Below are 14,376 nucleotides of genomic sequence, written 5' to 3'. Positions count from 1 at the left end.
CCGAGGCAATTTTCATCGCTCCCCTCCACAACGGCTTCGGGGACCAGGGGAGCAATGCGATGTTCGATGCCCTCGGCCACGGGCGCGTCCGGAGCGGCCTGCGGCCGTTCCCGGTCACGATGGCGATTTTCCTGCTCGGCAATGCCGGCCTCGCCGCGTCGGGCGGTGCCGGCTGGCTGATCGCCGCGATCGCCGCCGCCAATATCGCGCTCGCCGGCGTGGCGGTCGGCCGGCGGCTCGCCGTCCGCGACCTTCCCGGCCGCGACCGCGCACTGCGCCGGATCGAGCATCTCGCCTCGCACGATACGCTCACCGACCTGTCGAACCGCGCGCATTTCACCGACGCGCTCGATGACGCGGTCGACGCGGGCGAGCCGTTCGCGCTGCTCGCGCTCGACCTCGACCGCTTCAAGGCGGTGAACGACATCTTCGGGCACGGCGCGGGCGACGCGATATTGTGCCGCGTCGCCGACATGCTTCGCGCCGCGGTTCGCGGCACCGATATCGTCGCGCGGGTCGGCGGCGACGAATTCCTGATCATTCAGGTCGGCATCTCCGGCCCCGACGATGCACGCAAGCTCGCGAACCGCATTCTGGACACGGTGTCGACCGAGATGGACCGCGCGCGCGACCCGATGGCGGTGGGGGTGAGCATCGGCGTCGCGCTCTTCCCGCGCGACGGCGCCGATGCCGGGACGATCCGGCGCAACGCCGACATCGCGCTTTACCGCGCGAAAGCCGACGGGCGCGGCGGCGCCGCGCTTTTCGACCGGCAGATGGACAGGGTCGCCCGCGAACGCCGCACGCTCGACCGCGACCTGCGGCTTGCGGTCGCGCGCAACGAGCTTTACCTCGAATTCCAGCCGCTCGTCGCCGCCGCCGTGGGCTCGGTGGTCGGTTACGAAGCGCTGCTTCGCTGGCGCCATCCCCGGCTCGGCGAGATCGCGCCCGAGGCCTTCCTTTCCGTTGCCGAAGAAACCGGGGCGATCGTCCCGATCGGCGAATGGATGCTGCGCCAGGCCTGCACGACCGCCGCGACCTGGCCGGACACGCTAGCGGTCGCCGTCAAGATATCGGCGGTGCAGCTCCGCATACCCAATTTCGTCGCGGTCGTCCGCGACGCCCTCGACCGGTCGAGACTCGACGGCCATCGGCTCGAACTGGAGATTCCCGAGGCCGCGCTGCTGCGCAACCGTCAGCGCGCGCTGCAGACGCTCCACGAAATCCGCGCGTCGGGTGTACGCATCGCGATGGACGAATTCGGCACCGGCCCTTCGTCGCTCGGCAATCTGAAGGCCTTCCCCTTCGACAAGATCAGGATCGACCGCAGCTTCGTGGCCGCGATGCGCCATGATGCGGCCGCATCCTCGATCGTCCGCGCGATCGTCGGGCTCGGGCGCAGCTTCAACGTGCCGATCGTCGCCGAAGGGGTCGAGACCGACGAGCAACGGCGGATACTGCTTGACGCCGGTTGCCCGCAGGCCCAGGGCTATTTCTTCGGTCGTCCCGGCAAGGATCCCTTCGGCAGCACCGCGCAGCGTGACCTGAGCCCGGACCCCTGAATTCAACCTTAGCCCCTATCAGAACAGGAGAACCCACCCGATGGCGAAGCGATGCCTGCTGCGTGACGAAAAGGGCGCAACCGCCATCGAATATGGCCTGATCGCCGCGCTGATCTCGGTCGCGTGCATCGTCGCCTTCCAGTCGCTGGGTCTCAATCTCGAAACCATCTTCCTGACGATCGCGAACGCGCTGCGTTGATGAAAGCGCAGATCGCTGCACCAGCCAGCTTGAAATTGTTGTGACTGTTTCCGGGAAAAACTGGATGCCCCGTGACGATTATAACTTTAGTTTCACGGACGGTCATATCGCCTCTAACAACCTGTTATTATATATAAATTTTCCGGCGTTCATATCCTCAAGCGCGGGATCAACGTCGGCGGCGCCCGATGACCGGTCTTTCCGGTAGCAAGATCAGTGCCCGGCCGCCGCTCGAGCCCAGCGGATCAGCGAGGCGCGGTCCATCGCGCCGGATTGCCGCGCGACCTCGCGCCCGCCGGCGACGAGCACAAGCGTCGGGATCGAGCGTATCGCATAACGATGGGCGAGCGACGGTTGGGCCTCGGTGTCGATCTTCACGAGACGAATTTCCGGCTCGAGATCGCGGGCCGCCGCCGCGAAGGTCGGGGCCATCGCCTTGCAGGGCCCGCACCATTCGGCCCAGAAATCGACGAGTACGGGCAAGGTGCCGATGCGGATCAACCGGTCGAAGCGCGGCGCATCGAGTGCAAGCGGCTCGCCCTGGAATAGCGCCGCCCCGCACTTACCGCAGCGCGGCCCGTCGGCCAGCCGCGCGTGCGGCACACGGTTACCGGCATCGCAGTTCGGACAGATGAGGATTTCAGGGTCAGCCATGCCAGATTCCTCCCGGAGCATTGCCCATCGGCCTCCTGTCGGGAAGGTGGGCTGGCCGGACGAGTACTAGAGCCGCTAGAGGGGGCCGTCCTCGTCGGCAGGCGAGTGAAATTCATGCCATAGCCCGTTCAATATACCCACGCCGACCGCGAGGCCGAGACCGAGAACCCAGGTGAAATACCACATCGCTTATCCTCCGGTCAGTAAAAGTCGGGGTTGGTGCGCACCTCTTCGAGGGTGATGCGGCCAAACAGGATCTTCAGCACCCACGCCGTATAGGCGAGCACGATCGGCAGGAAGATCAGCGTCACGACCAGCATGATCCACAAGGTGAGGTGGCTCGACGAGGCGTTCCAGACGGTCAGGCTTGAGTGCGGGTCGATCGAGCTGGGCAGAATGAATGGGAACATCGACAGGCCGACGGTCGAAATGATCCCGAAAACCGCCGTCGCCGAACCGGCAAACAACATCGCCTGCCGCCGTCGCGCAATCGCGAGGTATGCGAGCGCGGGGCCGACGAAGCCGAAGATCGGCGCGAGCAGCATCCAGGGCTGCCGTTCATAATTTTCGAGCCAGGCGCCCGGCGCGGATGCCGCGGTCGTCCACCGCGGGTTCGACGGTCCGGCCGCGTCGATGGCGCCTTCAAGCCGGTATCCGATCGAGGTCGTCGCGACCATCATGCCGCCGATTGCGAAGAGGACAAGTACAAGCAGCGCAGCGAACTTGCCCAAGCGCCGGGCGCGTTCCATCACCGCGCCGTCCTCGACCTTGAGCGCAAGCCAGCCGGCGCCGTGCAATACGATCATCGCGACCGAGAGCAGCCCGGTGAGCAAGGTGAAGGGAGTGAAGAGCCCGAGCAGCGATCCCTCGTAGAAGGCCCGTAAATCGCTGTCGAGACGAAAGGGTGCGCCGATGAGGACGTTGCCCACCGCGACCCCGAACACGAGCGCCGGGACGATGCCGCCGATGAACAATGCCCAGTCCCAGCGGCTACGCCACGCGGCGTCGTCGTGCTTCGACCGATATTTGAAAGCGACGGGCCGTAGGATAAGCGCGGCCAGCACGAGGAATATCGCGAGATAGAAGCCCGAAAAACTTATCGCATAGACGAAGGGCCACGCAGCGAAGATCGCGCCGCCGCCGAGGATCAGCCAGACTTGATGGCCTTCCCAGGTCGGCGCGATGCTGTTGATCGCAAGACGGCGTTCCTCGTCGGTTCTCGCGACAAAGGGCAGCAGCGCCGCGACGCCGAGATCGTAACCGTCGGTGAGTGCGAAGCCGATCAGCAGGACGCCGAGCAAAAGCCACCAAATCAGGCGTAGGGTTTCGTAGTCGATGGGTATCGCCATGATCGTGCCTCCTTATTCGGCGGGAAGCGGGGCATAGCCCGCGCCGGGTTTGGCTGCGGTTTCTGGTGCGCCCCCCGCGAGGCGGTTCGGCTCGGGCCCCTTGCGGATACTCGCCAGCATCAACCGCATTTCGATAACGGCGAGGCCGCCGTAGAGCAGGGTGAAGGCGATGATCGTCGTCCAGAGTTGCGCCACCGTCAGGCTCGATGCGCCTAGGAATGTCGGCAGCACGCCCTCGATCGCCCAAGGTTGACGGCCATATTCGGCGAGCACCCAGCCCATTTCGATCGCGATCCACGGAAGCGGTATGATCAGAACGGCAAGGCGCAGGAACCATTTGACGTCGAAACGCCGCACGGTCGCGAAATAGAAGGCTAACGCGAAGAAGCCGATGAAGAAGAATCCGAGCCCGGCCATCAGCCGGAACAGCCAGAAGGTGACGGGAACATTGGGAACAGTGTCCCAAGCGGCCTGCATCACCTGATCGCGGCTCGCTGTCTGCGGGTCGGCGACGTAACGCTTGAGCAGCATCCCGTAGCCAAGATCGCCGCGATGTTCCTCGAACAGCGCGCGGGCCGCGGCATCGGTGCGATCGGCCTTCAGCCGCTCAAGCGCACCATAGGCGATCTTGCCGCTTTCGATACGCTCCTGCGCATGGAGGACCAGTTCGTTGATCCCCTGCACTTCGCCGGTGAGGCTGCGCGTCGAGATGAGCCCGAGCACGTAAGGCAATTTGATCTCATAATATGTCGTGCGATCCTTGACTGACGGAAAGCCGACCAGCGTCAAGCCCGCGGGCGCCTTTTCGGTGTGCCACATGGCTTCGATCGCAGCGAGCTTCATCTTCTGGTTGTCGGTCAGCGCATAGCCCGACTCGTCGCCTAGCACGACGACCGACAGCGAAGACGCGAGGCCGAAAGCCGCTGCCACCGTCAGCGATCTTTTTGCCAGCGGCGTGAAGCGGCCGCGCAGCAGGTACCAGGCCGAAATACCGAGCACGAAGACCGATGCCGTGACATAGCCAGCGCTTACCGTATGGACGAACTTGGCCTGCGCAACCGGATTGAACAGCACCGAATAGAAGTCGGCCACCTCCATGCGCATCGTCTCGGGATTGAACCGCGCGCCAACCGGATTCTGCATCCAGCCATTCGCGATCAGAATCCACAGCGCCGACAGGTTCGATCCCAGTGCGACGAGGAAGGTGACGAGCAGGTGGACCTGCCGCGATAATTTTTCCCACCCGAAGAACATCAGCCCGACAAAGGTCGCCTCGAGGAAGAAGGCCATCAGCCCCTCGATCGCAAGCGGCGCGCCGAAGATATCGCCGACATAGTGCGAATAATAGGACCAGTTCATCCCGAACTGGAATTCCATCGTCAGCCCCGTCGCGACGCCGAGGACAAAGTTGATCCCGAACAGCTTGCCCCAGAAACGCGTGATCGTGCGCCAGATTTCGCGCCCGGTGATGACATAGATGCTCTCCATGATGACAAGCATGAAAGAGAGCCCCAGGGTGAGCGGGACGAAGAGGAAATGATAAAGTGCCGTCAAGGCGAATTGCAGGCGGGAAAGCTCGACTACGGCCAGATCCATTGCGTCACTCCTGAACGGCGACTCGGACGGCGCACCGCTCTTGCCGGCGCGTCATTTAATGAATATAAGAATGTGTGAATATAAGCAAAATGTCAATCGGTCAGAATGTCTCACCTGAAAGCGTTCGGGCGTGCTCCGGAGCGGTTGTCGCGTGGATTGGCGATACGGCGGCCGCGATAATCTTCGCCCTGGCGCTGACGCGGTTGCTCGCGCCGATCGTCGCGGAAACAGGGCGAGACGATGCAGCGATCTGGATTCTTCTGCTCGTCGCAGCAGCAACGCTGCGGGGACTGGCGCAAGCGGGGGCGATGATGACCGGGTTGCGGCACGGCATGGCGATCGCCGACGCGGCGCGTGCGCGCCTCGCTCCGGCGCTGATCGCAAGCGCCGCCGGGCGCGGGCGGCTCGCCGGCGAGGATGCCGAACTTATCGTCGCGGGTGTGGACCGGATCGAACTTTATGTCGCGCGCTTCCTCCCGCTTCGCCGGGCGGCCATGCTCTCGCCGTTGCTGGTGGCGCTGGCGGCCTTCCCTGCCAGCTGGGTCGCGGCGGCGATCCTGCTCGCGACGCTCATCCCCTTCGCCATCGGCATGGCTCTTGCGGGCGGTGCTGCTCACCGTGCGAGCGAAGACCAGCTTGGCGCGCTGTCGCGGCTCGGCGGGCTGTTCGTCGATCGCGTACGCGCGCTGCCGCTGATCCTCTCCTGCGGCGCCGAGGATCGCGTGACGCGGCATATCGGCGTGGCGGCACAGGATCTTGCCACCCGCACACTCGGCGTACTGCGCGTCGCCTTCGTTTCCAGCGCGATCCTCGAATTCTTCAGCGCGCTCGCGGTCGCGCTCGTCGCGGTCTATTGCGGCTTTTCGCTGCTCGGCCTGCTCCCGTTCGCGGCGCCGGAACGCCTCGATTTCGCGCGCGCCTTTTTCGTCCTTGCGCTTGCGCCCGAATTCTATGTCGGAATGCGCCGGCTCGCGGCCGCTTATCACGAAAAGCAGCAGGGCGTGGCGGCGATGGCGGCCGTCGCCATGCGACTGGAGAGCTTCCCGCCCGCCCCCACGTCTATCGATACACCGAAACATGCCGCACGGCTCGCGCTCTCCAGCCTCGTCGTTCGGCATCCGGAAGGCGCCGCGATCGGTCCGGTGACCGCCGGATGGGACGGTCCCGGCCTGCATCTGATCATGGGGCCGAGCGGATCGGGGAAGACCAGCCTGCTGCGCGCGCTGATCGGCCAGGTGGCGATCGAGACGGGGGAAATGCGAATGGACGAGGTCGCCCTCGATCCCGCCGCGATCGCGCCGCATTGCGGCTGGGCGGGTCAGCGGGCGCTGTTGTTGCCCGATACGCTGCGTCGCAATCTGTTGCTCGATCAATCGGGAACGAGCGAGCACGAGGCGTTGGCTTTGCTCGACACGCTCGGGCTGGATGCGCTGATCGCGGCGCGTGGCAGCGGGCTCGACTGGACGATCGACGATCGCGGCAGCGGATTGTCGGGTGGCGAGCGGCGGCGCATCGGCCTCGCGCGCGCGCTGCTCGCGCCGCGCCCGATCCTGCTGCTCGACGAGCCGACAGCCGATCTGGACGCCGAAAACGCCGATGGCGTCGTCGCGCTGCTCGAAGGCGCCGCCGAAACGCGGCTGCTGATCGTCGCGACGCACGACCCACGGCTCGCCGCGATCGCCGACAGCGTCGTGGAGCTGGCATGATCGACGACCTCGTTCACGCCGCGCGACGCGGACAGCGCCGCGCCATCTTGCTCGGCATGGCGTCAGCCGCGCTCGCGGCGCTGGCTGCCGTTGCCCTGCTCGCGATGTCGGGGTGGTTCCTGACCGGCGCGGCGATCGCCGGGCTGGCCGGGGCCGCGGCGGTCAAGGCGTTCAACTATCTGGTCCCCAGCGCCGCGATCCGCGCGCTCGCGATCCTGCGCACGCTGTCGCGCTATGGCGAGCGGCTCTTCAGCCATCAGGCGATGTTGTTCGCACTCGCCGAGGTGCGCACACGCCTGTTTGCGCGCCTTGTCGCCGCGCCGCCGTCCGCTGCGCTGATCCGCGCGCGCGGCGATGTCGCAGCGCGGCTGGGCGAGGATGTGCAGACGCTGGAAGAGGCCCTGCTCCGCACCACGCTCGTCCCGTCGGGAGTCGCGACGCTGACGGGCTCGTGCGCGCTCGTCCTGCTGGCCGGCATCGTTCCCGCTGTCATATTATTCGTTGCGGCGATCGGCAGCGCGCTCGTCGCGCGCACCATCGGCGCCCGCAGCATCGCCCCCGCGCTCGCGGCCGAAAGTGCCGCGCTTGGACGGCTCAAGCAGCGCTATGTCGGCATGGCATCGGGCGGCGACGACCTTATCGTCTATGGGCTCGGTTCCGACGTCCGCGCCGCACTCGCCGATGCCGGGACACCGCTCCACACCGCGCGCGTCGCGCTGGCGCGGACGGACGCCGCCATCGGCGTCGTGCATTGGGCGCTGACCGGCGGCGCGGTCGCGGGCGTGATCGCGGCGTCGACCGCAAGTCCGCCGCTCGTTGCGCTCGCGGCGCTGGCCGCCGCGGCCGCGATGGAAATCGCCGGCGCCTTTATCCGGCTCGACCTCCAGCGCTGGAGGAGCCGCGGTGCGCGTGCGCGGCTCGACGCGATGTTTCCGGAACCGGGAACGCCGCGGGAGTATCCCGTGCCGAGCGACCGCAAGATCGAGATCACGCTCCACGGCGCGCGTCACTTGATCGAGCCCGGCTCACGCGTCGCCCTGACGGGCGCGTCGGGCAGCGGCAAGACGCGGATCCTCGAAACGCTCGCCGGCCTGCGCGACGACGCGCCCGAGCCGGTCGCGATCGGCGACGTCCCGGCCGCGCGGCTGCCACTCGCCGCCCGCCGCATCCTTTTCGCGCTCGCCGCGCAGGACGCCGCGATGATCGCGGGGAGCGTTGCCGACAACCTTTCGCTCGCGCGGCCCGGGCTCGGCCGCGCCGCGATGGCGGAGGCACTGTCGCTCGCTTGCGTCGACGATGTCGTCGCGGCGCTGCCCGGCGGGCTCAATTGCTGGCTCGGCGACGATGGCGCACGGCTGTCGGGTGGCCAGCGAAAGCGCCTGTCGCTCGCACGGGCGCTGCTCGCGGGACGCCCCTGGCTCCTGCTGGACGAGCCGAGTGAGGGGCTCGATGCCCCCACCGAAGCGCGGCTGGCCGGCAATCTCGGCACCTGGCTGGAAAGGACTGGTACCGGCCTGATCCTGGTCAGCCACCGACCGGCGATGCTCGGCCTCGTGAGCCGCCGCTTGCGGCTCTAGGGCAGGATCCTAGCGCAGGATACGCGCGAAATGGGCCGCGCTTGCGTCGCCACCGGCGGGCGGCGGCGCCGCGCGGTCGCCCAGGCGGTCGGCAAGCACGCGGATCGGTACCAACGCCTCGGGCCGCAGCCGATAGAAGATCTGCTTAGCCTCGCGCCGCGTGTCGACGATATCGGCCTTGCGCAGCACGCCGAGTTGCTGGCTGAGCAGCGGCTGGCCGATACCGGTCGCGCTTTCGATCTGGCCGACCGCTAGCTCCTGCTCGCGGATCGCGAAGACGAGCTTCAGGCGTACCGGATGCGCGAGGACACGAAGCAATTCGACCAAGGCGTCGTCTGTATCGGCACCGTCGGTCATGGCGCCCCGGCCTTGGTCGGCCGGTCTTTCGCGAGCTGATAGAACCAGCCGGTTGTGCCTTTCGCCGCCAGTGCCTCCCTGGCGAGCAGCGCGGGGGGCAGCAGGATATCGTCGCCGGGCATCCAGTCGGCGGGCGTCATCGCCGCGCCGTCGTGGGTGCGCTGAAGCGCCGCGATAGTGCGCAGCAACTCGGCGACCGATCGCCCGACCGACAGCGGGTAGATGGAGAGCGCGCGGATCACGCCGTCGGGATCGATGAAAAAGGCGGCGCGGACCGATGCGGCGTTGTTCGACGCCGGATCGACCATACCGAAGGCATGGGCGATCTCAAGCGAACTGTCCTCAACCACCGGGAAGGGAATCGCGACGCCCAGATCGTCGTGGATCGCGCGGATCCAGCCGAGGTGCGAGAAGAGGCTGTCGACCGAATGCGCGAGCAATTCGCAGCCGAGCGCGGCGAACCGATCCGCCGCGCGCGCGATCGCGACGAATTCGCTCGTGCACACCGGCGTGAAATCGCCGGGGTGCGAGAAGAAGAGCAGCCACCTGCCGCGATAGTCGCTGAGCCGCAGCGTTCCGGCTGTGCTGCGAGCGACAAAATCGGGCGCCATGTCGCCGATGCGAAGCGGTCGGGGTTCGGGGCGAGAGGCGTTGCTGTCGGGCACGGGACATCCTTTGCCGACCTGATATATATATTTCACGATATCGTGTAAATGAATGCTCGAAATCAGCCCGGCATCGCGCCCGCACCCCGGTAGAGCATATAGGCGGCGACTGCGAGCACGAGTAGCGCGAAGATCGTGTCGAGCCGCCCGCTGTGCCCCGACAGGCGCTGCGCACCCTTCAGGCCGAGCCAGCTCCCGAGCGCGCCGCCGGCGATAAACAGCCCGGCCAGCTGCCAGTCGACGAGCCCCGACCAGGCATAGTTGGCGGCCGTCGTCAGCCCGAAGGCGGTGACCGCGACGAGCGAGGTGCCGACCGCATTGATCGTCGGCATGCCCGTTGCGGCAACGATGCCGGGCACGATCAGAAAGCCGCCGCCGATTCCGAAAAAGCCGCTGAACGCTCCGCTGCCAAGGCCGTAGCCGAGCAATCGCGGGGCGTTTTCGCGGCTGATTCGCACCATTGGATCGCCTGTCCGTCCGCGCCTGCGCAGCATCACCACCGCGATGACAATCATCAGCAGCGCGAAGAGAAGGAGCAGCCTGTCGCCGTCGAAGCTTTTACCGAGTGTCGATCCCGCAAGCGCGCCGACGATACCGGCGCCGGCAAAAGTCAACCCGCACGGCCAGCGGACATGGCCGGCGCGCGCATGGTTGGCCAGACCGGCCGCGGCGTTGGCAGCCACGGCCAGCGCCGCGGTGCCGATCGCAACATGCGGTTGCGGCACGCCGACCAGATAGATCATCAGCGGCACTGCAAGTATCGACCCGCCGCCTCCGACCAGTCCAAGCGTGAAGCCGACGAGCACACCCGACAGCGCGCCGAGGGTCATCTGCGCGAGATCGAGCGTCGCGGGATCGGGCATCGCGCCAGCGCTCAGAGAATGTCGAGCGGCAGCTTGAGGTAGCGTGTGCCGTTGCTCTCGGGCTCGGGCAGGCGACCGCCGCGCATGTTGACCTGTACCGACGGCAGGATCAGCTTCGGCATCGCCAGCGTCCTGTCGCGCGCCTCGCGCATCGCGACGAAGACGTCCTCGCTCACACCGTCATGGACGTGGACGTTCGCGCTGCGCTCGGCGGCAATCGTCGTTTCCCACGCATGATTGTCGCGTCCCGGCGCCTTGTAATCATGGCACAGGAAGACGCGTGTCTCGCCCGGAAGCGACAGCAAGCGGCGGATCGATCGATAGAGCGTGCGCGCGTCGCCGCCTGGAAAGTCGGCGCGCGCGGTGCCATAGTCGGGCATGAACAAGGTGTCGCCGGTGAACAGGGCGTCGCCGATGATCCACGCCATGCATGCGGGCGTATGGCCCGGCGAGTGGAGTACGATGCCGTCGATTTCACCAACCCTGAAGGTGTCTCCGTCGGCCATCAGCCGGTCGAACTGCGATCCGTCGCGTGCAAAACGCTCGCCTTCGTTGAAGATCTCGCCGAACATCGTCTGCACGGTTCTGATATGCCGTCCGATCGCAATCCGGCCGCCCAGTTTTTCCTGCAAATAAGGCGCCGCCGACAGGTGATCGGCGTGGGCGTGGGTTTCGATCTGCCATTCGACGCTCAGCCCCTCGGCGCCGACATAGTCGACGATCGCATCGGCCGAGCCATGGCTCGTCCGGCCCGACGCCTGGTCGAAATCGAGCACAGAGTCGATGATCGCCGCCCTCCGCGTCGCAGGGTCGTGGACGACGTGCGTCGCCGTGAAGGTCGCGTCGTCGAAGAAAGTCCGGACGATGGGAGTGTGGCGGGCGCGCCGCGCGGTTTCGATCGTCGCGGCCGCCGTATCGCGGTGGAGGTCGGTCATCGGCAGTCCTTCGCTTTTCATTCGATCCCGCACAGGAGTCGCAGCCGCCATGCCGCGACCTGCACCGCCGCCCTCGCCTCGGCAAGGCGCGCAGTCGCCGCGATCGCCTCGCGCTCGGCGTCGAGCTCGGCGAGCGGCGGCCGGGCCCCCGAGCGCACTTCGAGCCGCGTGCCGCGCAGTGCCTCGCGCGCAGCTATATCGCCTTCGCGCGCAGCTTCCAGTCCGCGCTCGGCGCTTTCGAGGCCGCTCCACGCCTCGATCACCGCCTGCGTCACCTCGTCGCGCGCCTGCCGCAGCCGCGCCGCGCTTGCCGACCGCTGCGCCTCGGCCTCGCGCACACGCGCGCCGCTCGCTCCGCTGTCGAAAAAGGTCCAGCGGCCGCGCAGTCCGACGGTCATGCTGTCGGCGCGGTAATCGGGAAAGAATTGGTCGCGCACGCGCGCTCCCTCGGCAAAGACGCCGATCGTCGGGCGGTTCGAGGCCTTGGCCGCACGCACGCCGGCGTCGGCACCATCGACCGCCGCGCCGGCCTGGGCAAGCATCGCATTTGCAGCGATCGCCGCGTCGACGGCGTCGCCGAGCGATGCGGGAACTTCGGGGCGCGGCGGCAGTGGAGCGAGCACGCCGACAGTTTTGCCGGTCAACCGTTCCAACCGTGCCTCGGCTGCCGCGAGCCGGCCCTGCGCCTGAACAAGGCCCGCCTGTCCTTCGGCGCGGCGCGCCCTCGCCTGCGCGACCTCGCTGCTCGCTGCGTCGCCGACATCGTAGCGCAGCGCGGCGTCGCGCACGATCTCGTCGAGCGCGGCGACCAGCGCGGCATAACTCGCGACCAGTTCGCGTGCCGTGAGGACCTCGGCATAGCTCGACACCGTCGCGAGCGTCAGATTCTGCCGCGCCATGTCCGCGCCGATCTTTGCCGCGCGATGGCCCGCGACCGCCTGATCGAGGGCCGAGGCGATCCGTCCGCCGGCATAGAGCGGATATTCACCGACGAACTGGACCGCACTCGGCGTCACATCGTCGGCCGACAGGCCGAAATAGCCGCCGGGATCAAGCCGGCCATAACCGATGCTGCCTTCGATCCGCGCGGTCGGACCCGCCGCCGCGCGCGCCTGCGCAACCCTCGCCTCGGCGGCGCCGGCGTCGGCTTCGGCCGCGACTAGCTCGGGCGAATGCGCGCGCGTGTCGGCGATCGCCGTCGCCAGATCCTGCGCCCTCGCCCCGTGCGCCAGCGCGAAAGCTGCGAGGTTCACCGCGATCAGGACAGTTGCGCGCTTCACCGAAAGGCGGCGCCCGCACGCAGCCCGAGCCGCTTGAAGAGCATCGCGGCGGGGCAAAAGCCGGTAAAGCTTGCCTGGATCAGATTGAGCCCGGCAAAGGCGGCGAGCGCGATCCAGTATGGATGAACGAACCACGCGAGGCAAACCCCCAGCAGGACGATAAAACCGGCGAAGCGCAGTACGGCACGATCGAGATTCATCACATTTTCCTTTCGTCAGAAGCGGAGCTTGCGGATTCCCAGCGCGTGCATCGCCAGCCTTTCGTAGAAAGGCTCGCTCTCGCCCTTGCGGACCTTGCGCAGGAAATATTTCTCGAAGCCGATCTTCGCGAGATGGACCCATTTGCCCGACGCCGACCAATTGAGGTTACGCGGCGGGATTTGCGGCTGCGCGACGAAGGCGACGCCGCCGTCGCCGAAATCGGCGAGGCAGACAGCGTTCCACGTCGCCTCGTGCAGCGGCGGCTGCCCCGCGAGTTCGAGCTTCAGATTCTCCGCGATCGCGGCGACCATCGATTCGATCATGAAGCCTGTCTTCGGCACTCCGACGGGCACCGGCGTAGGGCCGACCGGCGGTATCGCGACGCAGACGCCGAGCGAATAGATGTTGATGAAGGTCGGATTGCGCTGATGCTTGTCGGCGAGGATGAAACCCCGCGGGTTGGTCAGCCCGTCGATCCCGAACACCGCATCGACGCCGCGAAAGGCGGGCAGCAGCATGGCATAGCCGAAGGCCAGATCATGGCTCGCCTTGACGCTGCCGTCCGCTGCGACTTCCTCGACATGCGCCATGCCGGGCTCGAATTTCGCGACGCGCGCATTGGTGATCCATTTGATGTGGCGATCGCGCAGCTCGCTTTCGAGCAGGCCCTTGGTATCGCCGACGCCGTCGAGCCCGAGGTGGCCGATATAGGGCTCGGCGGTGACGAAGGTCATCGGCACCCGGTCGCGGATCTTGCGGCGCCTGAGCTCGGTGTCGAGGATCAGCGCGAATTCATAGGCCGGGCCATAGCAGGAAGCGCCCTGCGCCGCGCCGACGACGATCGGGCTGGGGTTCTCGCAGAAGCGGTCGAAGGCCTTGGCAGCGGCAGCGGCATGATCGGTCGTACAGATCGAGACGGTATTCGCCTCGGGACCGAAGCCTTCGATCTCGTCGAAGGCGAGCTTCGGCCCTGTTGCAATGACGAGATAGTCATAATCGACGAACGACCCGTCATTGAGTTCGATCCGGCTTTCGGCGGGGTGGACGCGCCTGGCGCCGACCGCGGTGAAACCGATGCCCTTGCGTTTCATGACGGGAGGCAGGTGGACGCGAATCGCCTCGGGCTCGCGCCAGCGCACCGCGACCCATGGGTTGGACGGCACAAACCAGTAATTTTCCTGGTCGCAGACGACCATGACTTCGGCCTTGTCCTTCACGGCATCGCGTATCTCATAGGACGCGATCGTCCCGCCGAGCCCGGCGCCCAAGACAACGATCTTCGGAAGCGACATTCGCTTTCTCCTTGCTCCGCAGGGCAGCACTCCCTCGGGTTCGACACCCAAGCGGCAGGCGGGACTATGCCTGCCAGTCTCGATTGACGTCCATATTAGATTTTCCTAATATGCAATATACGTAATATTAGCAATATCTG

At 66.6% G+C, this 14,376-nt stretch carries 15 protein-coding genes; 4 read left to right on the top strand and 11 right to left on the bottom strand.

From position 1 onward, the window contains the following. Nucleotides 1-59: 59 nt before the first annotated feature. On the top strand, nucleotides 60-1,562 hold the full coding sequence (locus QOL79_RS13980; protein WP_283419988.1) for a putative bifunctional diguanylate cyclase/phosphodiesterase: 1,503 nt from the start codon (nucleotides 60-62) through the stop codon (nucleotides 1,560-1,562). Between the two features lie 40 nt (nucleotides 1,563-1,602). Further along, nucleotides 1,603-1,761: a Flp family type IVb pilin gene (locus QOL79_RS13975; RefSeq protein WP_082657512.1), complete on the top strand. Its 159-nt coding sequence runs from the start codon at nucleotides 1,603-1,605 to the stop codon at nucleotides 1,759-1,761. A gap of 213 nt (nucleotides 1,762-1,974) precedes the next feature. On the opposite strand, the gene trxC is transcribed toward QOL79_RS13975, so the two are convergent. From trxC to QOL79_RS13955, 4 genes are all read right to left on the bottom strand, one after another. Beyond that, nucleotides 1,975-2,415 (bottom strand): thioredoxin TrxC, encoded by a 441-nt coding sequence (gene trxC, locus QOL79_RS13970; protein ID WP_058456222.1) that lies wholly within the window; start codon nucleotides 2,413-2,415, stop codon nucleotides 1,975-1,977. Nucleotides 2,416-2,490: 75 nt separating this feature from the next. Beyond that, on the bottom strand, nucleotides 2,491-2,601 hold the full coding sequence (gene cydX / locus QOL79_RS13965) for a cytochrome bd-I oxidase subunit CydX (RefSeq protein WP_204992325.1): 111 nt from the start codon (nucleotides 2,599-2,601) through the stop codon (nucleotides 2,491-2,493). A 14-nt stretch (nucleotides 2,602-2,615) separates the two neighbouring features. Further along, nucleotides 2,616-3,764, bottom strand: a complete 1,149-nt coding sequence (cydB, locus tag QOL79_RS13960; protein ID WP_283419987.1) for a cytochrome d ubiquinol oxidase subunit II — start codon at nucleotides 3,762-3,764, stop codon at nucleotides 2,616-2,618. A gap of 12 nt (nucleotides 3,765-3,776) precedes the next feature. Continuing rightward, nucleotides 3,777-5,360 (bottom strand): cytochrome ubiquinol oxidase subunit I, encoded by a 1,584-nt coding sequence (locus QOL79_RS13955; RefSeq protein WP_058456220.1) that lies wholly within the window; start codon nucleotides 5,358-5,360, stop codon nucleotides 3,777-3,779. Nucleotides 5,361-5,449: 89 nt separating this feature from the next. Between QOL79_RS13955 and QOL79_RS13950 the strand changes: the two genes are divergently transcribed. Continuing rightward, a complete protein-coding gene (locus tag QOL79_RS13950) occupies nucleotides 5,450-7,066 on the top strand; it encodes an ABC transporter ATP-binding protein/permease (protein WP_283419986.1) in 1,617 nt (538 codons plus the stop codon). Beyond that, nucleotides 7,063-8,643 carry an amino acid ABC transporter ATP-binding/permease protein gene (locus QOL79_RS13945; protein WP_283419985.1) on the top strand — a complete coding sequence of 527 codons (1,581 nt, stop codon included), beginning with the start codon at nucleotides 7,063-7,065 and terminating at the stop codon, nucleotides 8,641-8,643. The genes QOL79_RS13950 and QOL79_RS13945 overlap by 4 nt, the downstream gene beginning before the upstream one ends. Before the next feature lie 9 nt (nucleotides 8,644-8,652). Here the strand turns inward: QOL79_RS13945 and QOL79_RS13940 are convergent, their stop codons facing one another. The 7 genes from QOL79_RS13940 to QOL79_RS13910 form a co-directional block, all read right to left on the bottom strand. After that, a complete protein-coding gene (locus QOL79_RS13940; RefSeq protein WP_283419984.1) occupies nucleotides 8,653-9,000 on the bottom strand; it encodes an ArsR/SmtB family transcription factor in 348 nt (115 codons plus the stop codon). Continuing rightward, nucleotides 8,997-9,665: a peroxiredoxin gene (locus tag QOL79_RS13935; RefSeq protein WP_283419983.1), complete on the bottom strand. Its 669-nt coding sequence runs from the start codon at nucleotides 9,663-9,665 to the stop codon at nucleotides 8,997-8,999. The genes QOL79_RS13940 and QOL79_RS13935 overlap by 4 nt, the downstream gene beginning before the upstream one ends. Nucleotides 9,666-9,727: 62 nt before the next feature. Further along, on the bottom strand, nucleotides 9,728-10,528 hold the full coding sequence (locus QOL79_RS13930; protein WP_283419982.1) for a sulfite exporter TauE/SafE family protein: 801 nt from the start codon (nucleotides 10,526-10,528) through the stop codon (nucleotides 9,728-9,730). An 11-nt stretch (nucleotides 10,529-10,539) separates the two neighbouring features. Next, nucleotides 10,540-11,463 carry an MBL fold metallo-hydrolase gene (locus tag QOL79_RS13925; protein ID WP_283419981.1) on the bottom strand — a complete coding sequence of 308 codons (924 nt, stop codon included), beginning with the start codon at nucleotides 11,461-11,463 and terminating at the stop codon, nucleotides 10,540-10,542. 17 nt (nucleotides 11,464-11,480) lie between these two features. Beyond that, nucleotides 11,481-12,743 (bottom strand): TolC family protein, encoded by a 1,263-nt coding sequence (locus QOL79_RS13920; protein WP_283419980.1) that lies wholly within the window; start codon nucleotides 12,741-12,743, stop codon nucleotides 11,481-11,483. Beyond that, nucleotides 12,740-12,943 carry a YgaP family membrane protein gene (locus tag QOL79_RS13915; protein ID WP_058456216.1) on the bottom strand — a complete coding sequence of 68 codons (204 nt, stop codon included), beginning with the start codon at nucleotides 12,941-12,943 and terminating at the stop codon, nucleotides 12,740-12,742. The genes QOL79_RS13920 and QOL79_RS13915 overlap by 4 nt, the downstream gene beginning before the upstream one ends. A 15-nt stretch (nucleotides 12,944-12,958) precedes the next feature. Next, nucleotides 12,959-14,236, bottom strand: coding sequence for an NAD(P)/FAD-dependent oxidoreductase (locus QOL79_RS13910; protein WP_283419979.1), 1,278 nt, complete (start codon nucleotides 14,234-14,236; stop codon nucleotides 12,959-12,961). Nucleotides 14,237-14,376 lie beyond the last annotated feature (140 nt).

The sequence above is a fragment of the Sphingopyxis sp. Geo48 genome (assembly GCF_949769155.1).
Lineage (GTDB): Bacteria > Pseudomonadota > Alphaproteobacteria > Sphingomonadales > Sphingomonadaceae > Sphingopyxis.
Note: the sequence above shows the minus strand (reverse complement) of the source record. Positions and strands in the feature narration are given on the sequence as shown.